Here is a 25034-nt window from a genome sequence, read left to right on the forward strand (position 1 = left end):
TACGGATCCCGTCTGAGAAGTTCCTTAATGATCGCTGTGAGGGCCACGCGCCCGCGCCGCGCGCCACTCGGGAGCGAGGATGGACCACACCTCGAGGTCCAGCCGTACCCCGTGGTGCGGGTAGCTCGCCCGCCGGACGCCTTCCCGGGACATGCCCAGGCGCCGGGCCACGTTCAGGCTGGAGTGGTTGTCCACGGCGGCGATCCACTCGACCCGGTGCATGCCGCGCCGCTCGATCGCGAAGTCGAGGAGTACCCGCATCGCCCGGGTGACCAGGCCGTGTCCGGTGCCGGCGGGTTCCAGCCAGCAGCCGACCTCACAGTTGCCGTTCTCCGCGTCGAAGTTCAGGAAGAGCACCCCGCCGACGAGCTTCCCGTCCAGCCACAGCCCGTGCAGGGACGCGTTGTCGGCGGCGCGCAGGTCGGCGTACCGCTGGAGCATGTCGCGGGCGCCGTCCAGGTCGGTGGCCTTCTCACCGAACGGAATGAAGCGGTTGATGAACTCGCGTCCCCGGTCGAGGTGCGCCAGGAACTCCTCGGCGTGCCAGGGCTCCAGGGGGCGCAGTTCGGCTCCGTCCTCACCCAGGGATATCGCGTACATCCCGCTGCTGCTCCTTCGCCAGTACGTCCGCCACCTCGGCGTCCGTCGAAGCGGCCAGCCTCTCATGGGCGGCGCGGCACTCCGGCGGCTCGATGCTGATGCGGGGCAGACGGCTGTCCAGCCAGCGCGGCAGCCACCAGTTGGCGCCGCCGAGCAGATGCATCAGGGCGGGCACCAGGAGCGTGCGCAGCACGAAGGCGTCGAGGGCGACGGCGGCGGCGAGCGCGATGCCGAACATGGCGATCACCCGGTCGCCGCTGAGCACGAAGGCGAGGAAGACGGAGATCATGATGACCGCGGCGGAGTTGATCACCCGGCTGGTCTCGGCGAGGCCGACGCGGACGGCCCGCCGGTTGTCGCCGGTCTCCAGCCACTCCTCGTACATCCGGCTGACCAGGAACACCTGGTAGTCCATGGAGAGGCCGAAGAGTACGGAGACCATGATCACGGGAAGGAAGGGCTCGATCGGGCCCGCGCGCCCCAGCCCCAGCAGTTCGCTGCCCCAGCCCCACTGGAAGATCGCGACGACGACACCGAAGGCGGCGGCGACCGCGGCCACGTTCATCGCGGCGGCCTTCAGCGGGATGCCGACGGACCGGAAGGCGAGCAGGAGCAGCAGACAGCCAAGCCCGATGACGACGCCGACGAACAGGGGCAGCTTGCCCACGATGACGTGGGCGAAGTCGTCGTAGCCTGCCGTCACCCCGCCGACCTGCACGTCGAGGGAGGTGCCGGTCTCGGCGCGGGGAAGCACCTCGGTGCGCAGCCGGTCGACGAGGTCACTGGTGCTCTTCGACTGCGGGGAGGACTCCGGGATGACGGTGAGGTACCCGGTGTCGCCGCCGGTGTCGTACGTCACCGGGGTCACCGACGCGACGCCCTCGGTGCCGCGCAGGGTGGTGTCGAGGTTGTCCAGGGCGAGCTTGTCCTCGGCCCCGTCGACGTGTGTGACCAGGGTGAGGGGCCCGTTCACGCCGGGTCCGAAGCCTTCCGCGAGGCGGTCGTAGGCCTGTCGGGTGGTCGATGTCCGTGGGTCGTTTCCCTGGTCGGAGCTGCCCAGATGGAGGGAGAAGGTGGGCAGCGCGAGGAGGGTGATGACGCCCAGGGCGAGTCCGCCGAGCAGTCTGGGACGGCGCTGGACGAACGCCGACCAGCGGGCGGCGAACCCGGTCGGCAGCTCGGGCTGCGGCCCGTGCTCCGCGAGGTGGCGCCGCTCGCGCCGGCTGAGGGCGCGCGGACCGATCAGGGACAGCAGGGCGGGCAGCAGGGTCACGGAGGCCGCGACGGTCAGGACGACGGTCAGCGAGGCGGCTATCGCGACGCCGTTGAGGAAGCCGAGCCGGAGGATCAGCATCCCCAGCAGCGCGATGCAAACGGTGGCACCCGCGAACACGACCGCCCGTCCGGTGGTGGCGACCGCGTTGGTGGCCGCCTCGGTGACGGACATGCCCCGTTTCAGGCCGCGCCGGTGTCTGGTGACGATGAACAGCGCGTAGTCGATGCCGACGCCGAGCCCGATCAGCATGCCGAGCATGGGCGCGAAGTCGGCGACGGTCATGACGTGTCCGAGCAGCACGATGCCGGCGTACGCGGCGCCGACGCTCACCAGCGCGGTGGCGATGGGCAGCAGCGACGCGGCGAGCGAGCCGAAGGCGAGGAACAGCACCACCGCGGCGACGACCACGCCGACCACCTCCGCGAGGTGCCCGCCGGACGACTCGGTGAGCGCGATCGCGCTGCCGCCGAGCTCCACCCGCAGGTCGCCGGACTCGGCGTCCTCGGCCGCCCGGACCACGGCCCGCGCCTCCGACACGTCGATGTGCTCGGCCGGCTCGTCGAAGGTGACCGTGGCGTACGCCGTGTGCCCGTCCGCGCTGATCCGGCCGCCGCCCTGGGTGTCGTAGGGGCCGGACACGGTGGCGACGCCGGGCACCGCCTCGATCCGGTGGAGGGCGCGGGTCATGGTCTGTTCGACGTCGGGGGCGCGGACGGTGCCGGACGTGGTGTGCCAGACGACGGTGTCGCTGTCACCGCCGAGGTCCGGGAAGCCGTCCCGCAGCAGCTGGGTGGCGCGGCCCGACTCGGTGCCGGGGACCTGGTAGTCGTTCGAGTAGGCGGAGCCGGTGATCGCGGCGGCCGTACCGACCGAGCCGAGCGCGAGGAGCCACAGCAGGACGACGACAAGACGTCGTCGGACACACCAGCGTGCGAGGGCTGCCACGAACGTGCTCCCAGGGGACCGTATGGATCTTTGACCGGGAAAAGACGTCCATGACACGTGATGGAGTGAACAACCCGCAAAGAACGCATGAGCAATGTGACGACCACTGTCGCAGCCGGAGGAGATCGTTTACGGCGTTCGTGCGCTTATTCACAAGAATGGGAGCCAGATCACAGGACAGTAACGGTCGCTCTGTCAGGTCGCTCTGCCAGGTCGGTCGAATGGTCCGTCAGGTCAGTCGAACTGGTCGCCCAGCGCCATCACCATCACACCGGCGACGAGCAGCCACAGGGCCCGTCGGGTCCGTCCCCGCGAGCCCAGGACCGACGCGAGCGCGCACACGGCGGCGCCGACCGCGTAGGCGGCGGGGACGAACGCCGGCGCGGGGCCGGTGAGGCGGAGCATCGACGCGGCCAGGCCCGCGAGGGCGAGCAGGACCCCGGTCCCGGCCGCCGTCCAGCGGGCCCGCCGCGCGTCCTCGACCGGATCCGCGAAGTCCTCCGTCATGCCCTCAGGGGCCTCGGACGTCTCGGAAGTCACGGATGCTGCGGATGCTGCGGATGCTTCGGAATCACCCCGTCCGCTCATGGCGGGCGGGAGGAGCGCCTCCGGTGGAGAAAGGGGGTGCGCGGCGGTGCGGCGCACTGCTAGCGTCCCGGCGTCCGTCGTATGCGGCACATCGCCGCCGACCGAAGCAGGTGCATTGTTTGAAGGTCCGACCGAGCTCCTACGCATCAACTTTCCCTACGGAGGACTCAAGGAGCCCGTTCACCGATGTCCGACACCTCACCCGACATCACGACCTCGAATGACGACCTCACCAGCCGGCTGACCCACCCGCGCTGCCCGCGCAGCAGTCGCTACGACGCCCGCTGGACCATCGAGAACCAGATGGGCCCGCACGCGCTGTGGCTGCTGGAGTGGCTGGCGCCCGCCCTCGGCCTGGAGGACCTGCGCCCCGGCGCGCGCGTCCTCGACCTCGGCTGCGGCCGCGCCATGACCTCCGTGTTCCTCGCCAAGGAGTACGACGTCCAGGTCACCGCGGCCGACCTGTGGGTGAAGCCCGACGAGAACGCCGTACGCATCGCCGAGGCGGGCGTCGCCGACCGGGTGCTGCCCGTGCACGCCGAGGCGCACGACCTGCCGTTCGCCGAGGGCAGCTTCGACGCGGTGGTGAGCATCGACGCGTACCAGTACTTCGGCACGGCCGACCTGTATCTGCCCACGCTGACCCGGCTGCTCAAGCCGGGCGGGCGGATCGGTGTCGTGGTACCCGCGCTGCGGGAGGAACCGGCGGGCGACGAGCCGCCGGCGCATCTGAAGCCGTTCTGGGACCCCGGGTTCTGGGCCTTCCACTCCCCCGCCTGGTGGCGGCGCCACTGGACCCGCAGCGGGGCCGTGGAGGTCGAGACCGCCGACTGGCTGACGGACGGCTGGAAGGACTGGCTGCTGTGGAGCGAGGTCTGCGCCGAGGAGAGCCCCTACCCGTGGATGGCCGACATGGCCCGTGAGTCGGTGGGGCTGGTGCGGGCCGACGAGGGCCGCGCCCTGGGCTTCGCGCGTGTGGTGGCCCGCCGCCTGTGATCACACACCCGGGGGGACGCATCGCGACCGATGCGTCCCCCCGGGGTCCACCGCCTGTTGCTCAGCCCTCGCTGACGCCGAGCTTCTCCAGGATCAGCTCTTTCACCCGGGCCGCGTCGGCCTGGCCGCGCGTGGCCTTCATGACCGCGCCGACCAGGGCGCCCGCCGCGGCCACCTTGCCGCCGCGGATCTTGTCCGCGACGCCCGGGTTGCCCGCGATGGCCTCCTCGACGGCCGTGGTGAGCGCGCCCTCGTCGGAGACGACCTTCAGACCGCGCTTGTCGACGACCTCGTCCGGGGTGCCCTCGCCCGCGAGAACGCCCTCGATGACCTGGCGGGCCAGCTTGTCGTTGAGGTCGCCCTTCGAGACGAGCTCGGTGACCCGGGCGACCTGCGCCGGCGTGATCGCCAGCTCGTCGAGCGACGTGCCCGACTCGTTGGCGCTGCGGGCCAGTTCACCCATCCACCGCTTGCGGGCGGAGGCCGCGTCGGCACCGGCGTCGATGGTGGCGACGATCAGGTCCAGCGCGCCGGCGTTGAGGATCGACTGCATCTCGGTGGCGCTGACGCCCCACTCCTCGCGCAGCCGGTTGCGGCGGACCAGCGGCAGCTCGGGCAGACTCGACCGGATCTCCTCGACCCACTCGCGCGAGGGGGCCACCGGTACCAGGTCCGGCTCCGGGAAGTACCGGTAGTCCTCGGCCTCCTCCTTCACGCGGCCCGAGGTCGTGGACCCCGTGTCCTCGTGGAAGTGCCGGGTCTCCTGGATGATCGTGCCGCCGCCGTTCAGCACGGCCGCGTGCCGCTGGATCTCGAAGCGGGCCGCGCGCTCCACGGACCGCAGCGAGTTCACGTTCTTCGTCTCGGAGCGCGTGCCGAACTTCTCGCGGCCGTGCGGGCGCAGCGACAGGTTCACGTCGCAGCGCATCTGGCCCATCTCCATCCGGGCCTCGGAGACGCCGAGCGCCTTGATGACCTCGCGCAGCTCACGGACGTACGCACGCGCCACCTCGGGAGCGCGCTCACCCGCGCCTTCGATCGGCTTGGTGACGATCTCGATGAGCGGGATGCCGGCCCGGTTGTAGTCGAGCAGCGAGTGCGAGGCGCCGTGGATACGACCGGTCGCGCCGCCGACGTGCATGGACTTGCCGGTGTCCTCCTCCATGTGGGCGCGCTCGATCTGCACCCGGAAGGTCTCGCCGTCCTCCAGCTGGACGTCGAGGTAGCCGTTGAAGGCGATCGGCTCGTCGTACTGGGAGGTCTGGAAGTTCTTCGGCATGTCCGGATAGAAGTAGTTCTTCCGGGCGAAGCGGCACCACTCGGCGATCTCGCAGTTCAGCGCGAGGCCGATCCTGATCGCGGACTCGATACCGATCGCGTTGACGACCGGCAGCGCGCCCGGCATGCCGAGGCAGGTCGGGCAGGTCTGCGAGTTGGGCTCGGCGCCCAGCTCGGTGGAACACCCGCAGAACATCTTGGTCTTGGTGCCGAGTTCGACATGGACCTCAAGGCCCATGACGGGGTCGTACGACGCCAGCGCGTCCTCGTACGACACCAGGTCGGTCGTGGTGGTCACGGTGACAGTTCCCTCTCAGCCCAGCAGGACGTCGTCGTCGCCCAGCCGCTTCAGCTCGCGGTAGAGGATGGCGAGGCCGGTGACGATGGCGACGGCGGACACGGTGGCGTCGATCAGGACCAGCGTGTCCTTCTCGGCGCGGGCCTTCTTGAGGCGCTTGGCCACGCCCAACGCGCCGAACGCGGTCCCGGCCATGGACAGGTACGTGCCGGACTTGGACTTCTTGAAGCCCTTGGCCTTGGTCAGTGCGCTCACAGCGACGGAGCCTCCTCGATCAGCGGGTGCCCCCACCTTTCCACGAAGGCGGCCTCGACAGCGGCTCCGACCTTGTAGAGCCGGTCGTCCTGCAGCGCGGGGGCGATGATCTGCAACCCGACCGGGAGGTTGTCCTCCGGCGCGAGACCGCAGGGCAGCGACATGGCCGCGTTGCCCGCCAGGTTGGTCGGGATGGTGCACAGGTCGGCGAGGTACATCGCCATCGGGTCGTCGGCACGCTCGCCGATCGGGAAGGCGGTGGTCGGCGTCGTCGGCGAGACGATGACATCCACCTGCTCGAACGCCTTCTCGAAGTCCCGGGTGATGAGGGTGCGGACCTTCTGGGCACTGCCGTAGTACGCGTCGTAGTAGCCGCTCGACAGGGCGTAGGTGCCGAGCATGATGCGGCGCTTGACCTCGGGGCCGAAGCCCGCCTCACGGGTGAGGGAGGTGACCTGTTCGGCCGAGTGGGTGCCGTCGTCGCCGGTACGCAGGCCGTAGCGCAGCCCGTCGAAACGGGCGAGGTTGGACGAACACTCGGAGGGCGCGATCAGGTAGTACGCCGACAGGCCGAGGTCGAAGGACGGGCAGTCCAGCTCGACGATCTGAGCGCCCAGCTCCTTGAGGAGGGCGACGGACTCGTCGAAGCGCTGGACGACGCCGGCCTGGTAGCCCTCGCCGCGGAACTGCTTCACGACACCGACCCGCATGCCCTCGACGCTGCCGTTCCGGGCGGCCTCGACGACCGGCGGGACCGGGGCGTCGACGGAGGTGGAGTCGAGCGGGTCGTGTCCGGCGATGACCTCGTGCAGGAGGGCCGCGTCCAGGACCGTACGGGCGCAGGGCCCGCCCTGGTCGAGGGAGGACGAGAAGGCCACCATGCCGTACCGGGAGACCGCCCCGTAGGTCGGCTTCACGCCGACCGTGCCGGTGACGGCGGCCGGCTGGCGGATGGAACCGCCGGTGTCGGTCCCGATGGCGAGGGGGGCCTGGAAGGAGGCGAGCGCGGCGGAGGAACCGCCACCGGAGCCGCCGGGGATCTTGGTGAGGTCCCAGGGGTTGCCGGTGGGCCCGTACGCGCTGTTCTCGGTGCTGGACCCCATGGCGAACTCGTCCATGTTGGTCTTGCCGAGGATGACCACGTCGGCGGCCTTGAGCCGCTTGGTGACGGTGGCGTCGTACGGCGGGATCCAGCCCTCGAGCATCTTCGAACCGACGGTCGTCGGGACGCCCTCGGTGGTGAAGATGTCCTTGAGCGCGAGCGGGACGCCGGCCAGGGGGCCGAGCTTCTCCCCCCGGGCCCGCTTCTCGTCGACGGCACGGGCCTGCGCGAGAGCGCCGTCACGGTCGACGTGCAGGAAGGCGTGCACCTTCTCGTCGACGGCCTCGATGCGCGCCAGGTGCGCCTCGGTGACCTCGACGGCCGTGAGCTCGCCGGAAGCGATCTTCGCGGCGGTCTCGGCGGCGGTGAGCTTGATGATGGTGACGTTGTCCGTCATGGCGGTTAGTCCTCCCCCAGGATCTGCGGCACCTTGAAACGCTGCTGCTCCTGGGCCGGGGCGCCGGAGAGCGCCTGCTCGGGGGTGAGCGACGGACGGACCTCGTCCGCCCGCATGACGTTCGTCAGCGGGAGCGGGTGCGAGGTCGGCGGTACGTCTTGGTCGGCGACCTCACTGACGCGGGCGACCGCGCCGATGATGTCGTCCAGCTGTCCCGCGAAGTGGTCGAGCTCTTCGGGCTTCAGCTCCAGACGCGCCAGCCGGGCGAGGTGGGCGACCTCCTCGCGCGTGATGCCAGGCATGCAGCGATCCTCTGGGGTGAGTGAGTGTGGTTTGGGGCCAATCCTATGGGGCGGCGGCCCGTGCCTGTTAAACGGTTTCCCCTTGCACGGTTTGCCCGCACCGCCGGGCGGTTCGGCCGCACCCCCCGTACGGTTCGGCCGCGCCGCCGCACGGGGGGCCGTTCCCCCCGCACGGTGGGGGGCCGTGCCCCGCACGGTGGGGCCGCGCCGCTCACTCCTCCGCGCTGCCGCCGCCCGGCCGCAGTCCGCCGGAACCGGTCGCTGTGAGGGTGTTGCCCGCGGTCACTCGGCGGCCGGCAGCGCGGCACGCGGTCGCTGCCAGCCCCGCGACCCCCGCGCCAGCAGCCACGCCGTCGTCTCCTCGGGCGGCATCGCCGCCGCGACCAGCCAGCCCTGTACGGCGTCACAGCCCAGATCGCGCAGACGCTCCCAGGTCTCGTCGTCCTCGACGCCCTCGGCCACCACCAGGAGCCCCAGGGAGTGCGCGAGGTCGACCGTGCAGCGCACGATCTCCGCGTCCTCGTTGTCGACGGCGAGGCGGGCCACGAAGGAACGGTCGATCTTCAGCTCGCTGACCGGAAGCCGGCGCAGGTGCACCAGCGAGGAGTAGCCGGTGCCGAAGTCGTCCAGGGACATCTTCACGCCGTGCCCGGTCAGCCCGGCGAGGGTGTCGGCGGCGCGCTGCGGGTCCTCCAGGAGGACATGCTCGGTTATCTCCAGTTGGAGCGCTCCCGCGGGGACCCCGTGACGGGCCAGCCGGGCGGCCACCGAGCCCGCGAACCCGGGGGTGTGGACATCGCGCGGGGAGACGTTGACCGCCACCGGGACGAACAGCCCCTGGGACCGCCAGCGCGCGACCTGGGCGAGGGCCGTGTCCAGGACGTACTCGGTGAGATAGGGCATCAGCCCGGACGACTCGGCGATGGCGATGAACTCGTCCGGCGGGACCTTGCCCCGCTCCGGGTGCACCCAGCGGACCAGGGCTTCGAGCCCGGCCACCTGTCCGTCGAAGCGGACCTTGGGCTGGTAGTGCAGCTGGACCTCGTGCGCGTCCAGCGCCCGGCGCAGATCACCGAGGAGTCCGAGCCGGTCCGGCGTGTTGGAGTCCCGCTTGGACTCGTAGACCTCGACGCCCGTGCGGTCCCGCTTGGCCTGGTACATCGCCACGTCCGCCCGGCGCAGCAGTCCCTCGGCGTCGTCGGCGTGGTCGGGGAAGACGGCGACTCCGGCGCTGGCCTCCAGCACCAGGGTGAGGCCGTCGAGGTCGAGCGGGGAGCTGAGGGCGGCCACCAGGCCGCGGGCGACCCGGGTCGCGGAGGTGGTGGAGTCGGCGACCGGCAGTAAGACGGCGAACTCGTCGCCGCCGAGCCGCGCGGCCTCCGCTCCCCGGGGCAGCGCCAGCCGGAGCCGGTCGGCGATCTGCAGCAGCAGCCGGTCACCGGCGAGGTGGCCCAACGTGTCGTTGACCGACCGGAAGCGGTCCAGGTCGATGAGCATCAGGGCGGAGCGGGCGCCGATGCGTTCGGCGTCGTCCAGGGCCGTCCAGATGCGTTCCAGCAGCCACTGCCGGTTGGGCAGCCCGGTCAGCGGATCGCGCAGCTGCTCCTCGGCCCGGGCCCGGGCCATCCAGAGGGTGGAGTCGAGGGCGATGAGGGGGATGGCGAACAGCGGCAGCAGGATGGGCTCGGCGGTGGCGACCACGCAGAGCAGGGGCGCGATGCCGAGCAGCGCGACCGCTACCAGGCCCTGCCTGACCAGGGCGGTGCGCGCGACGGTGGGCAGACCGCCGGGGCGCGGGGCGTGGAGGTACCAGCTCAGGATGCGGGTGACCGCGAGATAGGCGACGGCGACCAGCACCACCTGGGGGGCGGTGTAGAAGGTCCAGGTGTCGGAGTTCCAGGGCCGCTCGACGGACGGCACCCGGCCGAACGTGCCGAGCAGCAGGGCGCCGGCGCCGATGCCGAGGATGTCCACCGCGCCGAGCAGGACGCCCTGTCGCCAGCGGTGCCGGCGGGCCACGCCGACCAGCAGGACGACGGTCAGGCTGACCAGGCCGGCCGACACCCAGCCGTACAGCAGCAGGACCGCGAGGGTGAGGGCGGCGCCGGAGCCGGTGCCGCCCCACCAGCGGGCGCGGCCGAGCGCGACCAGATGGCCGACGATGACGCCGGTCAGCAGGGCCAGGGACCAGCCGACGGTGCCGGAAGGGAAGAGCGCGTGGCCGCCGGTGAAGGCGCGGTAGAAGCCGGCGCCCAGCACGAGTCCGGCCGTCGCGACGATCGTGGCGGGAAGGGTGGGCCAGGTCGGGTGCCGGTCCGGTTCCTCGCCCGGCAGTCCCGGTGTGCGTCCGGTGGTGTGTGGCAGGGCGCCTGGACCGTCGGCCGCCGTGTAGGGTCCGGCCGGGTACTGTCCGGCGGCCTGCCCCTCGCCGCCCGGACGTTCCGCGGTCAGCCCGGTCCACCGGCTCTCCCGCCACGCGCCGACCATCCGGCGCAGGCGCAGCCGTGAGTCCGGGGCGGCGCTCTCGCTCGGTTCCATTCCCGTCCCTCTCACAGCCGGCGGTGCCCGCGCCACGCGGCCCGATGCCCGACAACACCCTTCGACGGCGCCGCGTTGGTCAGCCTCCCCGCTGCTCCTGAAGGTTCTTCAGGAGCAAAGGGATGCCCCCACCGCAGCTGGGCACGGCGGGCGCACATCTCAACAGTAGGCCGCGGAAGGCTTCCACGGGCAGCGGTCGCCGACGGTTGCCCGAATGCGCCCCGGCCACCCGTATGCATCTGGTATGCGCCGATCGGGTGGCCTTCAACCGCCGCTCGGGGCTACTCCTCTGTGGGAAGGGCCACTTCGGCAGCCGCCTCGGGGCCCGATTCCAGCAGGACTCGGAACCCGTCCTCGTTCAGAACCGGAACCTTCAGCTGCATCGCCTTGTCGTGCTTCGACCCTGGGTTGTCACCCACAACGACGAAGGACGTCTTCTTCGAAACGGAACCGGTCACTTTCGCGCCACGGCTCTGCAACGCCTCCTTGGCGCCGTCCCGCGTGAAGTGGTCGAGCGTGCCGGTCACGACGACGGTGAGCCCGGCGAGCGGACGCGGCCCCTCGTCCTCGCCGGAGCTCTGCGCCTCCATGCGGACGCCCGCGGCCTGCCACTTTCGGATGATCTCGCGGTGCCAGTCCTCGGCGAACCACTCCTTGACGGCGGCGGCGACGATGGGGCCGACACCGTCCGTGTTCTTCAGCTCCTCCTCGGTCGCCTGGTCGATCCGCTCGATGGAGCGGAACTCGCGGGCCAGCGCCTCGGCGGCGACCGGGCCCACGTGACGGATCGACAGGCCGGTGAGGACGCGGGCGAGCGGGCGCTCCTTGGCGGCCGCGATGTTCTCCAGCATCGCCAGCGCGTTCTTCTTCGCGTTGCCCTCCTGGTTCGCGAAGACCGTGACGACCTTCTCCTCGCCGGTCTTCGGGTCACGCTTGGGCAGCCCGCTGTCCTGGTCGAGGACGTACGCCTTGATGGGCAGCAGCCGCTCGATGGTGAGGTCGAACAGGTCGCCCTCGTCGGTGAGCGGCGGCTCGGCCGGCTCCAGCGGCTGGGTGAGGGCCGCGGCGGCGACATAGCCGAAGTGCTCGATGTCCAGCGACTTGCGCCCGGCGAGATAGAACAGACGTTCGCGCAACTGGGCGGGGCAACCGCGGGCGTTCGGGCAGCGCAGGTCCACGTCGCCCTCCTTCATCGGCCTGAGCGCCGTACCGCACTCGGGGCACTCGCTCGGCATCACGAACTCGCGCTCGCCGCCGTCACGCAGGTCGACCACCGGGCCGAGGATCTCCGGGATGACGTCACCGGCCTTGCGCAGCACCACGGTGTCGCCGATCAGCACGCCCTTGGCCTTGACGACGTCCTGGTTGTGCAGCGTGGCGAACTCCACCTCCGAACCGGCCACCGTGACCGGCTCGACCTGGGCGTACGGCGTGACCCGGCCCGTACGCCCCACACCCACACGGATGTTGATGAGCTTGGTGTTGACCTCCTCGGGCGCGTACTTGTACGCGATCGCCCAGCGCGGGGCGCGCGAGGTGGAGCCGAGGCGGCCCTGGAGCGGGATCTCGTCGAGCTTGACCACCACGCCGTCGATCTCGTGCGCCACGGAGTGACGGTTCTCGCCGTAGTACGCGATGAACTCCCGTACGCCGTCGAGGTCGTCGACCACCCTGTTGTGCGGGGAGGTCGGCAGGCCCCAGGTCTTCAGCAGGTCGTAGGCCTGGGAGAGCCGGGTCATGCCGTCGAAGCCCTCCAGCGCGCCGATGCCGTGGACCACCATGTGCAGCGGCAGGGTCGCGGTGACCTTGGGGTCCTTCTGGCGCAGCGAACCCGAGGCGGAGTTGCGCGGGTTGGCGTAGGGCTTCTCACCGGCCGCCACCCGGCGGGCGTTGAGGTCCTGGAAGGCCTCCATCGGGAAGTAGACCTCACCGCGGATCTCCACCAGCCGCGGGACCCGGTCGCCCTTCAGCCGGTGCGGGATCTCCGCGATGGTCATGACGTTGGGCGTGATGTCCTCGCCGATCCGGCCGGTGCCGCGGGTGGCGGCCCGGGTGAGCCTGCCGTCCTCGTACGTCAGGTTCACCGCGAGGCCGTCGACCTTGAGCTCGCACAGCAGGTGGTAGCCGGGGGTGCCGACGTCCTTGGCGACGCGGTCGGCCCAGGCGGCGAGGCCCTGGTCGTCGAAGACGTTGTCGAGGGAGAGCATGCGTTCGCGGTGCTCGACCTCGGCGAGGTCGGTCTCGTACTCGACGGACACCTTCTGGGTCGGCGAGTCCGGGGTACGCAGCTCGGGATACTCCTCCTCCAGGGCCTCCAGGGCGCGCAGGAGCTGGTCGAACTCCGCGTCGCTGATGACGGGAGCGTCCTTCACGTAGTACCGGAAGCGGTGCTCCTCGATCTGCTCAGCGAGTTGCGCGTGCTTCTCCCGTGCCTTGGTGGGCACCGTCGTCTCCGCTTGCTTTTCGCCGGCCACCGTGTTGTCCTCCCGTTACTCTGGGTTGTCCGCGAGGGATCTCGCCGCCCGGACGCAGTGGGCGAGGGCCTCGCGTGCGTACCCGGGGGAAGCCCCCGCGAGACCGCACGCCGGAGTCACCGTGACCGCCTCCGTGAGAAGTCCCGGATGCAGCCCCAGCCTGCGCCACAGCGTTCTGACACCCATGACGCTACCGGCAGGGTCTGACAATGGGCCGTCCGTGCCCGGCACGACGCCGGCGAAGAGCCGGGTACCCGCCTCCACCGCCTCACCGATCGCGTCGTCGTCACGCTCGGTGAGAAGCGAGAAGTCGAAGGAGATCGCGTCCGCGCCCGCCCGGCGCAGCAGGGCGAACGGCACGTCCGGCGCGCACGAGTGCACCACGACCGGCCCGTCGCCGTGCACCCCGACGACGTCCCGGAGCGCGGCCTCGACCACCTGCCGGTCCACGGCACGGTGGGTGCGGTAGCCGCTGGCGGACTTCACGTGGCCGCGCAGTGCGGCGACCAGGGACGGCTCGTCGAGCTGGAGGACGACCTGGGCACCGGGGATCCGGCGCCGGACCTCCTCCAGATGCAGGCGCAGCCCTTCGGCGAGGGAGGCGGTGAGGTCGCGGCAGGCGCCGGCGTCGGAGAGGGCGACCTCGCCGTTGCGCAGCTCGAGGGCGGCGGCCAGGGTCCAGGGCCCGACCGCCTGGACCTTCAGCGGGCCCTGGTATCCCTGGGTGAACTCCTCCAGCGCGTCCAGGTCCTCACCCAGCCAGGACCGGGCCCGTCTGGTGTCCCGTCCCGGGCGGTCGCCGATCCGCCAGCCGCTGGGCTCCACGCGCGCGTAGAGCTCGACGAGCAGTCCGGCGGTCCGGCCGATCATGTCGGCGCCCGGCCCCCGGGCGGGCAGCTCGGCGAGGAACGGGAAGTCCTCGAAGGACCCGGTGACGGTCTTGGCGGCCTCGCGGGCGTCACCGCCGGGCATGGAGCCGATACCGGTGGCGGGGCCGAAGCTGAAGTGTGCGTTCACGGGTGAAGCCTACGTAGGGCTCGGTGTGCTCCCGCCCGCGAAGCCGCCCTCATCGGCCCGGGCGCACCGTGAGGTCGTTGATCTCCGCGTCCCTCGGCAGGTCGAGGGCGAGCAGGATCGTCGTCGCGACCGACTCGGGGTCGATCCACCGTGCGGGGTCGTACTCCTTGCCCTCCTGCTGGTGGACCTTGACCTGCATGGGGCCGGCGGTGCGGCCGGGGTAGACCGTGGTGACGCGGACGCCGTTGTCGTGCTCCTCGTTGCGGAGCGAGTCGGCGAGCGCCTTCAGTCCGTGCTTGGAGGCGGCGTACGCGGACCACTCGGCGCTCGCCCGCAGGCCCGCGCCCGAGTTCACGAACAGCACGTGGCCCTGCGCCGCGCGCAGTTGGGGCAGGAAGTGGCGGGTCAGCTCGGCGGGCGCGACCAGGTTGACGTTCAGCTGATGGCGCCACGACTTCGGGGTCAGTTCGCCGACCGGTCCGAGGTCGACGACGCCCGCGATGTGCAGGAGGGAGTCCACCCGGTCCGGGAGCGTCTGGTGGGAGAAGGCCCAGGACAGCTTGTCGGGGTCCGCGAGATCGCCGACCAGCGTCCTGGCCCCGGGAAACTCCGCCGCCAGTTCCTTCGCGCGGCTCGCGTCCCGCGCGTGCAGCACGAGGTCGTCCCCGCGTGCGTGCAGCCGACGGGCCACGGCCGCGCCGATGCCGGATCCGGCCCCGGTGATCACATGTGTCGCCATGCCCGCCATGCTCGCATCACCCCGGCCGGGCACCGCACCCACCTCACCACCCACTCACTCGATGCCGTGACTCTCCTCCAGGTACGCCAGCGCCCCCACCGGCTCCTCGGCGAAGAACACCAGGTCGGTCAGCGGCCGCGGCAGGAACCCCTCGTCCTCCATGCGGCGGAACTGCTCCTTGAGGCCGTCGTAGAAGCCCGCGGTGTTGAGGAGGACCACCGGCTTGTCGGTGTGCCCGTGCTTCTTCAGCTCCAGGATCTCGGTGGCCTCGTCGAGGGTGCCGGTGCCGCCCACCATGATCACCACGGCGTCGGCCTTCTCCACGAGCAGCTTCTTGCGCTCGGCGAGGTCCCGCGCGACCACCATCTCGTCGACGCCCGGGCGGGCCTTGGCCGCCAGGAACTGCACGGAGACCCCGACCAGCCGACCGCCCGCCTCCTGCACACCGTCGGCGACCACCTTCATGAGGCCGACGTCCGAGCCGCCCCACACCAGCGTGTGGCCGCCCTTGCCCAGCAGGCTGGCGAACTCCCGCGCGGGGCGGGTGTAGCGGTCGTCGAGGTCGGCGGCTGAGAGGAAGACGCAGATTCGCATACGGCCACCGTAACCGGGAAGAACCACGGGCCCGTGAGCGCTGTTCCGGTATGGCCGACGCACATGTGACAGGACACACGATCACCATCGAGCAGGGCACGCGGCGGGTACGGGTCGTCCACGGCGACCAGGTGCTGGCGGAGAGCGAACGGCCCCTTCTCCTGCGGGAGACGGGCTGTCCGGTGCGGTACTACCTCCCGCCCGAGGACGTACGGCTCGACCTGCTGACCCCCTCCGACACCCACACGTACTGCCCGTTCAAGGGCACCGCCTCCTACTGGTCGCTGCCGGACGCGGCGGACCTGGTGTGGGCCTACCCCGACCCGAAGCCGGACGTGGCCGGCATCAAGGACCACCTCTGCTTCTACGAAGTGGAAGAAGTGGAGTAAAGGGGAGTAGCGGTGTGGTGACCGATTAATCCGTTGCCGTGGGGCAGTCTTCTGAGACATGGACAAGAAGACCCTTTCTCCCGACGGCACGCCCGTCGCGTACGAACGCACCGGACAGGGCCCGGCGGTCGTCCTGGTGAGCGGCGCGATGTCGACGGGCGGCACGATGCGCCCGCTGGCCGCCGCCCTGTCGGACCGCTTCGACGTCGTCGTCTACGACCGGCGGGGCCGCGGTGAGAGCGGCGACAAGGCCCCGTACTCGGTGGACCGTGAGGTCGAGGACCTGGCCGCGCTGATCGATCTGCTGGGCGGCGAGGCGGCTCTGTACGGCGTCTCGTCCGGCGGCGCGCTGGTGCTGCACGCCGCGGCGAGCGGGCTGCCGGTGCGCCGGGTGGCCGTGTACGAGGTGCCGTACGCCGTGTACGAGGGCGGCGCCAAGGAGCGCGCCGAGTACACCGAGCGCCTGGAGGAGGCGCTCGCCCAGGGGCGGCGCGGGGACGCGGTGGAGCTGTTCCTGAGGCTGACCGGCCTGGCCGAGGAGATGATCCAGGGCGCCCGCCAGTCCCCCATGTGGTCCGGCATGGAGGCCGTCGCCCCGAGCCTCGCCCACGACAACACCGTGATGGGCGACGGCCTGGTACCCCGGGAACTGCTGGCGTCGCTCACCGTCCCGGTGCTGTCCGCCGCGGGCGGCGCGAGCCCGGAGTGGCTGCGCGAGGCCGCCCGGACGGTCGCAGAGGCGGCACCCGAGGGCACGTACCGGGTGCTGGAGGGGCAGACCCACATGGTGGATCCGCAGGCTCTCGCGCCGGTGCTGGCGGAGTTCCTCTCGTAGCCGCGCTCCCTGACCAAGACTTGGAGAACCCGAAACCCACAGCGGCACAATAGTCACATAAGCTTCACAAGCAACTCGCGCCTCCGGCGGCGAGCCTTTGTCCCTCGGCATTCCGGCTCGCTTGTGGAGAGCACGCCCCATGAACACCGCGCACACCCTGCCCGACGGCGGTAGACCGGCGGTCCCGCCGCGTCGCCGCCGGGCCGACTCCCGCAAGGCTGTTTCCGGCCACGCGTATCCGGGGCTGCTGCCGGCCCCGCCCGACGACCGGGAGAAGGTCTCGTACGTCCGGCGGCACGTCTGGGTGCTGACCCTGTCGTCCGCCGTCGGGTTCGTGTGCCTGGTGGTCAGCCAGGTGCGGGCGGCGGAGACCAGCGTGTGGATCTGGGCGTACGTGCCGCTCCTGCTGCTGTCCGTGGTGAGCTATCTGATCTCGCTCCGGCTGGACTCCTTCACCCCGAGCTTCGACCTGCGCGGGCACCGCCGCCTGATCAGGGCGTGGCAACCGGAGCGGTACCCGGACGTCGACGTCTTCCTGCCGGTGTGCGGCGAGCCCATCGAGGTCCTGCACAACACCTGGCTCCATGTGCGCACCCTGGCCGGGCGCTACCCGGGGAAGGTCACCCCCCTCGTGCTGGACGACTCCGACGACGCGGAGATCGCCTCGATGGCCGCCGACTTCGGATTCCGGTACCTGGTGCGCCCCGACCGCGGCTGGATGAAGAAGGCGGGCAACCTGCGCCACGGCTTCGAGCGCTCCTCGGGCGAGTTCATCCTCATCCTCGACGCCGACTTCGCACCACGCGCGGACCTGCTGCACGAGCTGCTGCCGTACATGGACGAACCGCGCACCGGGATCGTGCAGTCGCCGCAGTTCTTCCGGGTCCTGGACCAGCAGAACTGGATCGAGCGCGGGGCGGCGGCCGTGCAGGAGCTGTTCTACCGCAGCGTCCAGGTCTCCCGGCAGAAGAGCGACGGCTCGATCTGTGTCGGCTCCTGCGCGGTCTACCGGCGCGGCGCGCTGGCGGAGATCGGCGGCACCAGCCTGGTCGAGCACTCCGAGGACATGTACACCGGCTTCGAGCTGCGGGCCCGCGGCTGGGACCTGACGTACGTGCCGCTCGCGCTGTCCACCGGGGTGTGCCCGGACACCGTGGGCGCCTTCTACAGCCAGCAGTACCGCTGGTGCATGGCCTCGCTCGCGATGCTGGGCAGCGGGGACTTCTGGCACACCAGGATGCGCTTCGTCAGCCGGCTCTGCTACTTGTCCGGATTCTTCTACTACATCGAGACCGGACTGCTGACCTTCAGCGGTCCGCTCATCGCCCTGACGATCATGCTGGCGGCACCCGGGCAGCTGAAGCTCGCGAACATCGGCCTGGTGCTGCCCAGCGTCATCTACCTGACCGTCGTCTACCCGATCTGGCACCGCAATCCCTACCGCCTGGAGGCCTGGGCCACCCGCATCCTGTACGGCTGGGCGCACGCCTTCGCCATCTGGGACACCCTGCGCCGCCGCCCGATGGGCTGGACGCCGACCGGAGCGGGCGGGGCCAAGGGCAGCAAGACGCGCCGCCTGTGGATCGGCCTGTGGGGCTGGAGCGGGGTGTCGGCCGTGGCCTGGATCGCGGTGGCGGTGTGGCGCATGAGCACCTCGCTCAGCCCGTCCGACTACGACCTGATGCTTGCCTCCGGCCTGTTCTACGGTGTCGCGGTCGCCCGCGCCCTCATCCAGCCGCGCGCCGAGGCGGCCGCGGGATGAGCGCCCCTGGCCGCCCGCGCCGCCTGCTGCTGGCCCTCGCCGGCTGTCTGCTGGCCGCCACCGTCGGCGCCTGCGCGCCGCCCGCCCCGCGGATCTCACCGGCCGCGGCGGCCAAGGCGCAGCAGCAGACCCAGGGCACCGAACCGCCGTATGACATACGCCCGCTGCTGAAGCCGGACCACAAATACCTCGGCGTCGCCGTCAACGGCTCACCCCGCGCGACCGCGCCCGTGACCGCGTTCGCCAAGAAGGCGGGGAAGCGGCCCGACCTGCGTGAGTACTACGCGAAATGGGGCGACCCGTTCCAGTCCGAGGTCAACCGTGCCGTGTGGGACAACGGCCAACTGCCCTTCCTGGTCTGGGAACCCTTCTCCCGTACGGCCGCACAGATCGCCGCCGGCCAGGACGACGCGTACATCCGGGAGTTCGCCGACGCCGTACGCGACTACAACCGGCCTCTCGCGCTGAGCTTCGGGCACGAGATGAACGGCGGCTGGTACCCCTGGGGCAGCCGCAGGACCAAGGCCGCCGACTTCGCGCGCGCGTGGCGGCACATCCACGACCTGTTCACGGACGAGGGCGCCGCCGACGTCATCTGGGTGTGGAGCCCGAACGTGATCAACCCGGTGCCGGACGTCCGGCTGGAGCCGTACTACCCGGGCGACGCCTACGTGGACTGGATCGGTGTCGTCGGCTACTACGCCCTCACCGGCCCGACCTCCTTCCGCACCCTGTTCGGGCCCACCATGACCGAGATCCGCCGCTTCAGCCGCAAGCCGTTCATCGTCGCGGAGACCGGCGTCGAGGCCGGGGAGCGCAAGCCCGGCGAGATCGCCGACCTGTTCAAGGGCGTCGGCGCCCGGGACGACGTGCTGGGCCTGGTCTGGTTCAACCTCAAGAAGGAGGCCGACTGGCGCATCGACAGCGGCCCGTTGTCGCTCGCCGCGTTCCGCGAGGCCGCGGCCGGCGACTCCTTCGGCTTCGACGTCCAAGAACCGTAGAGGGGCCGAAGATGGAGCAGAAGACCACCACGACTCCCCACGAGCCACCGGTCGACATGCCCGAACCGGAGCCGGATCCGGATCCCGGCTTCGAGTTCCATCCGCACGCGCCCGAGGAGAGCTGGTTCGGCAAGGCACCCTACGCCACCATGCAGCTGCCCGTGGTACGTCCGAAAGCCCTGACCCGGCTCGCGGAAACGATGCAGCTGCGGGTGCTCCAGCCGACGTCCTCGGGCTATACGCTGCGCCCCGTCCCCGACTCCGGCTGGTCCGCCGCCGCGAGCTCCCGCCGGATGTGGGTCAGCCGGCTCGTCCTGCTCGGCCTGCTGCTGGTGCAGACCGCGCTGTCGCTGCGCCTGCAGAACACGGCCTTCGAGGACGAGGCCCTCTACCTGTTCGCCGGTCACGCCGAACTCGGCCACCTGCTGCACGGCACGAAGCTCTACGGCGGCTTCGAGAGCTACTTCTCCGGCGCGCCCGTCCTCTACCCCGTCCTGGCGGCCGCCGCCGACTCCGTGTTCGGGCTGGCCGGGGCCCGCGCGCTGAGCCTCGCCTGCATGCTGGGCTGCACGTCCCTGCTGTACGCGATGACGCGCCGGCTGTTCAACGAGCGCGCGGGACTGTGCGCGGCCGGCGTGTTCGCCATCGCCCAGTCCACGGCGTTCATGGGCAACTTCGCCACGTACGACGCCCTCGCCCTGTTCCTGCTGGCCCTGGCCGCCTGGATCGTCGTACGCACCGCGGGTTCGCACCCGCTGCTGACCCTGCTCGCCGCGCCGGTCGCCGCGCTCGCCGTGGCGGTCAAGTACGCCTCCGCCCTGTATGTGCCCACCCTCGTGCTGCTCGGTGTGCTGACCGCCTACCAACGGCGCGGTCTGCCGCGGGCGTTGGCGCGTGGCGTGCTGCTGGCCGTGGCCACCGCCGCGCTGCTGGGCGCGGGGCTGTACACCTCCGGGTACCTGTCGGCGATCCAGTCCACCACCACGGCCCGCGCCTCGGGCACCACGCCCGCCTGGCAGATCCTGCGCGACTGCGCCCGCTGGGGCGGCCTGGCCGTCGCCGTGGCCTGCCTGGGGACGGTCTCGTACGTCCGCAGCGGCCGCATGAGCGAGATGCCCGGCTGGCGCGGGTCGCTGCCGGGGGCCCGCTGGCGGTCCGCACTCGGGCTGGTGCTGGTCGGCACGGCACTGCTCGCGCCCGCCTACCAGCTGCACCTGCACACCGAGGTCTCGCTGCACAAGCACATCGGCTACGGGCTGTTCTTCGCCGCGCCGCTCGCCGGGGTCGGCCTCACCCGCCTGATGGGCCCGCACTTCAAGTACCCGCAGTGGGCGATCTTCCTGGGCGTGCTGCTGCTCTCCAGCGGCATGTCGCAGGCGTACGCCAACTACCACGCGTGGCCCGACTCCAGCGCTCTGGTGTCCGCCCTGCGCCCGTACGTCAACGCGCACGGCCGCTACCTGGCCGACACCTACGAGGTGCCGGTCTACGAGCTGGGGCGGACCACCTCGTACCGCCAGTGGAACTCCACCTACACGATCGACTACACGACCCGCACCGGACGCCACCTGACCGGAGCGGCCGGCTTCCGGGCCGCCGTGGCCGAGCGGCACTTCACGCTCATCGTGCTCGACCGCGGCAACCCGACCGGCGACAGCGTCCCCGTCCGCGACGCCCTGGTCCACTCCACCGGCTACCGCCTCATCGGCACGGTCCCCTACGCGACGACCTGGGGCACCAGCCGGTTCGAGCTGTGGGCGCCGCAGGGCGGGGGGTCCTAGGCGATGGCCGAAGCGGCGCGTGTGGTCGTCGCGATCGTCGCCGAGCCCACCACCCGCGTGTCGTCGTAGAGGACGATCGCCTGGCCGGGGGCGACGCCGCGGACGGGCTCGGTGAAGCGCACCTGGAGTTCGCCGTCGACGAGCTCCGCCGCCACCTCCGTCTCGCCGCCGTGGGCGCGCAGCTGGGCGGTGTAGGTGCCCGGGCCGACGGGTGCGGTCCCGCACCAGCGTGGCTTGATGGCCGTCAGTGCGGTCACGTCGAGCGCGGCCGCCGGGCCCACCGTCACCGTGTTGTCCACCGGGGAGATGTCGAGGACGTAGCGCGGCTTGCCGTCGGGGGCCGGGGTGCCGATCCTGAGGCCCTTGCGCTGGCCGATGGTGTAGCCGTACGCGCCCTCGTGCGTGCCGAGCCTGGCGCCCGACTCGTCGATGATGTCGCCTTCCGCCTTGCCGAGGCGCTTGGCGAGGAAGCCCTGGGTGTCGCCGTCGGCGATGAAGCAGATGTCGTGCGAGTCGGGCTTCTTGGCGACGGCGAGGCCACGGCGTTCGGCTTCCGCGCGGATCTCGTCCTTCGTGGTGACGGTGTCGCCGAGCGGGAACATCGCGTGGGCGAGCTGCCGGTCGTCCAGCACGCCGAGGACGTACGACTGGTCCTTCGCCATGTCGGAGGCGCGGTGCAGTTCGCGGGTGCCGTCGTCGCGCACGATCACCTGCGCGTAGTGGCCGGTGCAGACCGCGTCGAAACCGAGGGCGAGGGCCTTGTCGAGCAGCGCGGCGAACTTGATCTTCTCGTTGCAGCGCAGGCAGGGGTTGGGGGTGCGGCCGGCCTCGTACTCGGCGACGAAGTCCTCGACGACGTCCTCGCGGAAGCGGTCGGCGAGGTCCCACACGTAGAAGGGGATGCCGATCACGTCGGCGGCGCGGCGGGCGTCGCGGGAGTCCTCGATGGTGCAACAGCCACGCGCGCCCGTGCGGAACGACTGCGGGTTCGCGGAGAGCGCGAGATGGACGCCGGTCACATCGTGCCCGGCCTCGGCGGCGCGGGCGGCGGCGACGGCGGAGTCGACCCCGCCCGACATGGCGGCGAGGACGCGGAGCGGACGGGTGGGCTGCGTGGTGTCAGTCATAACCCCTCCAGGGTACGGGGGCGCGGGAACCAGGGCCGACGAGTATCCGTTCACGATCACATGGGGGCGAGACGAGCCAACGAGAAGGACGCCGACCGGCGCATCGGTCGGCGTGCCCTGCTGATCGGCGGTGCGGTGGCCGCGGCGGGCACGGCTGTGCTGGCCCGTGACGAGCTGACGCGCCTGTGGTGGCGGGCGCCCGGCGTGGAGAAGCCGCGCAAGGAGGGCGAGGTCGACTACGCGGGCGCCAGGTGGGTGGCGGCGTCCGAGGCGAACTGGCGGCGCGCGGACCGCCCCGCCGACTACGGCATAGACATGGTGGTCGTCCATGTCACCCAGGGCAGCTTCGCCAGCGCGGTGAAGGCGTTCGAGGACCCGGCGCACGGCGCGGCCGCGCACTACATCGTCCGTAAGGACGGCCACGTCACCCAGATGATCCGCGAGCTGGACGTGGCGTACCACGCGGGCAACCGCGCCTACAACGAACGCAGTGTCGGCATCGAGCACGAGGGGTTCGTGGACCGGCCCGAGGACTTCACGGACGAGATGTACGAGGCCTCGGCGCGGCTCACCGCCCGGATCTGCGCGCGCTACGACATACCCGTGGACCGTGAGCACATCATCGGCCATGTGGAGGTGCCGGGGACGGACCACACCGACCCCGGGAAGCACTGGGACTGGGACCGGTACATGAAGCTCGTCCGGCAGGCCCGTACGGCGGTGGCGTGAGCGTGCGCGCCCAGGTGTATCGATCACGTGGGGCCGGCGACAGGTCCGGCCCCAGGTCCTAGGGCCTGTCGTTTGGATCAGGCCGCAGGAAACTGACGGTGCTGGTCGATGCCGGTGAGCGGGGTCTGGCGCGTGCAGCTGCAAGGCGGAGGAGGGCGTCGACGCGGAGCGTCGGCAACCGACGACAACGCGGCAGATGTGCGTGCCAGACCCCGCGTCTGCGGCCTGATCCAAACGACAGGCCCTAGGTCAGCCCCGCCGACCGTGCCCGTTCCACCACCGGGCCGATCACCTTGGCGACCGCTTCCACGTCGGCCTCCGTGGAGGTGTGGCCGAGGGAGAAGCGCAGGGTGCCGCGGGCCAGGTCGGGATCGGTGCCGGTGGCGAGGAGGACGTGGCTGGGCTGGGCGACGCCCGCGGTGCAGGCGGAGCCGGTGGAGCACTCGATGCCCTGGGCGTCCAGCAGGAGCAGCAGCGAGTCGCCCTCGCAGCCCGGGAAGGTGAAGTGGGCGTTGGCCGGGAGACGGTCGACGGGGTCGCCGCCGAGGATCGCGTCCGGGACCGCCGTACGGACCGCCTCGATCAGGCTGTCGCGCAGGGCGCCGATCTCCCGGGCGAACCACTCGCGATGCTCGGCGGCGAGCCGGCCGGCCACCGCGAAGGAGGCGATCGCGGGCACGTCGAGGGTGCCGGAGCGGACGTGTCGCTCCTGGCCGCCGCCGTGCAGGACGGGGACGGGGGTGTGCTCGCGGCCGAGGACCAGGGCGCCGATGCCGTAGGGGCCGCCGATCTTGTGGCCCGACACCGTCATCGCGGCGAGGCCGGAGCCGGCGAAGTCGAGGGGGGTCTGGCCGAAGGCCTGCACGGCGTCGGAGTGCAGGGGGACGCCGAACTCGGCCGCGGTGGCGGCGAGTTCACGGACCGGCAGGATCGTGCCGATCTCGTTGTTGGCCCACATGACGGTGGCGAGGGCCACGTCGTCGGGGTTGCGGGCGATGGCTTCGCGCAGCGCCTCGGGGTGGACCCTGCCGTGCGGGTCGACCGGGAGGTACTCGATCGTGGCGCCCTCGTGTTCGCCGAGCCAGTGGACGGCGTCCAGGACGGCGTGGTGTTCCACGGGGCTGGCGAGGACCCGGGTGCGGGCCGGGTCGGCGTCTCGGCGGGACCAGTACAGGCCCTTGACCGCGAGGTTGTCGGCCTCGGTGCCGCCGGAGGTGAACACGATCTCGCTGGGGCGGGCGCCGAGCGCTTCCGCGAGGGCTTCTCGGGCCTCCTCGACGGATCGCCGCGCGCGACGGCCGGACGCGTGCAGGGAGGAGGCGTTGCCGGTGGTACCCAGGTGCGCGGTGAGTGCCTCGACCGCTTCAGGGAGCATCGGGGTGGTCGCGGCGTGGTCGAGGTATGCCATGGTGGCCACGATTCTACGGGGCGCCCGCGGGCGGCCTCGGGGCAGCCGGACAGTCTCCTCGGCCGGCCGAGGTCGCGGAGTCAGAAGCTCCAGGACACGGTGTTGTCCATCTGCATGAAGGTGACGAGGACCAGCAGGTCCGCGACGCCCAGTCCCAGCCCCAGGTACGCGCGGCCCTTGCGGGTCGTGCCGCGCCACAGGGCCACCGACGCCAGCACGATGGCGATCGGGCCGAGGAAGAGGTTGAGGACCAGCAGCCCGAGAAGGCCGAGGATGAAGGACGCGACGGCCATGCCGTTGGCGTCGCGGGCGCCGGTGCGGCGCGTGGTGGTGGCGGTGGCCGGTGCGGTGAGTTGCATGACGGGTCAGCTCCTTGAGGACGAGTGGGCGAGCGGGGCGTGGGGGGGGCGAGCGGCCGGTCGGTTCGCGTCAGTGCGCGGAGGTGCCGCGACGGCGGCCGTGGCGCTCACGGATCGCGAAGATGCCGAGCCAGGCGGCGATGACGGCGGCGGCCACGAGGGTGAAGGACAGCGGCGCGTGCGCGACGGTGCCCATGACCACGCCGAGCAGCAGGAGCGCGGCGACGAGGAACAGCATGGCGGG

The 25034-nt window shown here is 71.4% G+C and carries 23 protein-coding genes; 7 read left to right on the forward strand and 16 right to left on the reverse strand.

Features of this window, described 5'->3' with window-relative positions:
• Window positions 1-24: 24 nt before the first annotated feature.
• The 3 genes from ACFYRY_RS19675 to ACFYRY_RS19685 form a co-directional block, all read right to left on the reverse strand.
• Window positions 25-600, reverse strand: a complete 576-nt coding sequence (locus ACFYRY_RS19675; RefSeq protein WP_389146823.1) for a GNAT family N-acetyltransferase — start codon at window positions 598-600, stop codon at window positions 25-27.
• Window positions 578-2821: an MMPL family transporter gene (locus ACFYRY_RS19680; protein WP_389146826.1), complete on the reverse strand. Its 2244-nt coding sequence runs from the start codon at window positions 2819-2821 to the stop codon at window positions 578-580. Before ACFYRY_RS19680 ends, ACFYRY_RS19675 begins: the two co-directional genes overlap by 23 nt.
• Window positions 2822-3055: 234 nt before the next feature.
• Window positions 3056-3409, reverse strand: coding sequence for a hypothetical protein (locus tag ACFYRY_RS19685; protein WP_389146829.1), 354 nt, complete (start codon window positions 3407-3409; stop codon window positions 3056-3058).
• A 186-nt stretch (window positions 3410-3595) separates the two neighbouring features.
• On the opposite strand from ACFYRY_RS19685, the gene ACFYRY_RS19690 reads away from it, so the two are divergent.
• Window positions 3596-4405, forward strand: a complete 810-nt coding sequence (locus ACFYRY_RS19690; RefSeq protein WP_389146832.1) for an SAM-dependent methyltransferase — start codon at window positions 3596-3598, stop codon at window positions 4403-4405.
• A 61-nt stretch (window positions 4406-4466) separates the two neighbouring features.
• Here ACFYRY_RS19690 and gatB read toward each other — a convergent pair whose 3' ends face one another.
• The 9 genes from gatB to ACFYRY_RS19735 all read right to left on the reverse strand — a co-directional run bounded on the left by gatB (window position 4467) and on the right by ACFYRY_RS19735 (window position 15399).
• Window positions 4467-5981, reverse strand: a complete 1515-nt coding sequence (gene gatB / locus ACFYRY_RS19695; RefSeq protein WP_389146835.1) for an Asp-tRNA(Asn)/Glu-tRNA(Gln) amidotransferase subunit GatB — start codon at window positions 5979-5981, stop codon at window positions 4467-4469.
• 15 nt (window positions 5982-5996) lie between these two features.
• Window positions 5997-6236: a hypothetical protein gene (locus tag ACFYRY_RS19700; protein ID WP_345665057.1), complete on the reverse strand. Its 240-nt coding sequence runs from the start codon at window positions 6234-6236 to the stop codon at window positions 5997-5999.
• The gene (gene gatA / locus ACFYRY_RS19705) at window positions 6233-7735 is read right to left on the reverse strand and encodes an Asp-tRNA(Asn)/Glu-tRNA(Gln) amidotransferase subunit GatA (protein WP_389146838.1); all 1503 of its coding nucleotides are present in this window, start codon (window positions 7733-7735) and stop codon (window positions 6233-6235) included. Before gatA ends, ACFYRY_RS19700 begins: the two co-directional genes overlap by 4 nt.
• A gap of 5 nt (window positions 7736-7740) precedes the next feature.
• The gene (gene gatC / locus ACFYRY_RS19710; protein ID WP_018531282.1) at window positions 7741-8037 is read right to left on the reverse strand and encodes an Asp-tRNA(Asn)/Glu-tRNA(Gln) amidotransferase subunit GatC; all 297 of its coding nucleotides are present in this window, start codon (window positions 8035-8037) and stop codon (window positions 7741-7743) included.
• 282 nt (window positions 8038-8319) lie between these two features.
• On the reverse strand, window positions 8320-10575 hold the full coding sequence (locus tag ACFYRY_RS19715; protein WP_389146841.1) for a putative bifunctional diguanylate cyclase/phosphodiesterase: 2256 nt from the start codon (window positions 10573-10575) through the stop codon (window positions 8320-8322).
• 281 nt (window positions 10576-10856) lie between these two features.
• Window positions 10857-13049: an NAD-dependent DNA ligase LigA gene (ligA, locus tag ACFYRY_RS19720; protein ID WP_389146844.1), complete on the reverse strand. Its 2193-nt coding sequence runs from the start codon at window positions 13047-13049 to the stop codon at window positions 10857-10859.
• Window positions 13050-13064: 15 nt separating this feature from the next.
• A complete protein-coding gene (locus ACFYRY_RS19725) occupies window positions 13065-14066 on the reverse strand; it encodes a methionine synthase (RefSeq protein WP_389146846.1) in 1002 nt (333 codons plus the stop codon).
• A gap of 49 nt (window positions 14067-14115) precedes the next feature.
• Window positions 14116-14805, reverse strand: a complete 690-nt coding sequence (locus ACFYRY_RS19730; protein WP_389146849.1) for an SDR family oxidoreductase — start codon at window positions 14803-14805, stop codon at window positions 14116-14118.
• 54 nt (window positions 14806-14859) lie between these two features.
• Window positions 14860-15399, reverse strand: coding sequence for a TIGR00730 family Rossman fold protein (locus ACFYRY_RS19735; RefSeq protein WP_389146852.1), 540 nt, complete (start codon window positions 15397-15399; stop codon window positions 14860-14862).
• A 50-nt stretch (window positions 15400-15449) separates the two neighbouring features.
• Between ACFYRY_RS19735 and ACFYRY_RS19740 the strand changes: the two genes are divergently transcribed.
• From ACFYRY_RS19740 to ACFYRY_RS19760, 5 genes are all read left to right on the forward strand, one after another.
• Window positions 15450-15788 (forward strand): DUF427 domain-containing protein, encoded by a 339-nt coding sequence (locus ACFYRY_RS19740; protein WP_389146855.1) that lies wholly within the window; start codon window positions 15450-15452, stop codon window positions 15786-15788.
• Between the two features lie 58 nt (window positions 15789-15846).
• On the forward strand, window positions 15847-16623 hold the full coding sequence (locus ACFYRY_RS19745) for an alpha/beta fold hydrolase (RefSeq protein ID WP_389146857.1): 777 nt from the start codon (window positions 15847-15849) through the stop codon (window positions 16621-16623).
• A gap of 139 nt (window positions 16624-16762) precedes the next feature.
• Entirely contained in the window at window positions 16763-18385 is a 1623-nt protein-coding gene (locus ACFYRY_RS19750) for a glycosyltransferase family 2 protein (RefSeq protein ID WP_389146860.1), read from the forward strand.
• Window positions 18382-19386: a glycoside hydrolase family 26 protein gene (locus ACFYRY_RS19755; protein ID WP_389146862.1), complete on the forward strand. Its 1005-nt coding sequence runs from the start codon at window positions 18382-18384 to the stop codon at window positions 19384-19386. The genes ACFYRY_RS19750 and ACFYRY_RS19755 overlap by 4 nt, the downstream gene beginning before the upstream one ends.
• An 11-nt stretch (window positions 19387-19397) precedes the next feature.
• Window positions 19398-21167: a glycosyltransferase family 39 protein gene (locus ACFYRY_RS19760; protein WP_389146865.1), complete on the forward strand. Its 1770-nt coding sequence runs from the start codon at window positions 19398-19400 to the stop codon at window positions 21165-21167.
• Here the strand turns inward: ACFYRY_RS19760 and mnmA are convergent.
• A complete protein-coding gene (gene mnmA / locus ACFYRY_RS19765) occupies window positions 21164-22294 on the reverse strand; it encodes a tRNA 2-thiouridine(34) synthase MnmA (RefSeq protein WP_389146868.1) in 1131 nt (376 codons plus the stop codon). The genes ACFYRY_RS19760 and mnmA overlap by 4 nt on opposite strands.
• A gap of 60 nt (window positions 22295-22354) precedes the next feature.
• Here mnmA and ACFYRY_RS19770 point away from each other — a divergent pair, with 60 nt between their 5' ends.
• Window positions 22355-23023, forward strand: a complete 669-nt coding sequence (locus ACFYRY_RS19770) for an N-acetylmuramoyl-L-alanine amidase (protein ID WP_389146871.1) — start codon at window positions 22355-22357, stop codon at window positions 23021-23023.
• A 244-nt stretch (window positions 23024-23267) separates the two neighbouring features.
• Here the strand turns inward: ACFYRY_RS19770 and ACFYRY_RS19775 are convergent, their stop codons facing one another.
• The 3 genes from ACFYRY_RS19775 to ACFYRY_RS19785 all read right to left on the reverse strand — a co-directional run bounded on the left by ACFYRY_RS19775 (window position 23268) and on the right by ACFYRY_RS19785 (window position 25028).
• On the reverse strand, window positions 23268-24431 hold the full coding sequence (locus ACFYRY_RS19775; protein WP_389146874.1) for a cysteine desulfurase family protein: 1164 nt from the start codon (window positions 24429-24431) through the stop codon (window positions 23268-23270).
• An 80-nt stretch (window positions 24432-24511) separates the two neighbouring features.
• Entirely contained in the window at window positions 24512-24790 is a 279-nt protein-coding gene (locus ACFYRY_RS19780; RefSeq protein ID WP_356771591.1) for a DUF4190 domain-containing protein, read from the reverse strand.
• A 70-nt stretch (window positions 24791-24860) separates the two neighbouring features.
• Window positions 24861-25028, reverse strand: coding sequence for a hypothetical protein (locus tag ACFYRY_RS19785; RefSeq protein WP_389146878.1), 168 nt, complete (start codon window positions 25026-25028; stop codon window positions 24861-24863).
• Between the last annotated feature and the right edge of the window lie 6 nt (window positions 25029-25034).

Source organism: Streptomyces sp. NPDC005263 (assembly GCF_042872365.1).
GTDB lineage: Bacteria > Actinomycetota > Actinomycetes > Streptomycetales > Streptomycetaceae > Streptomyces.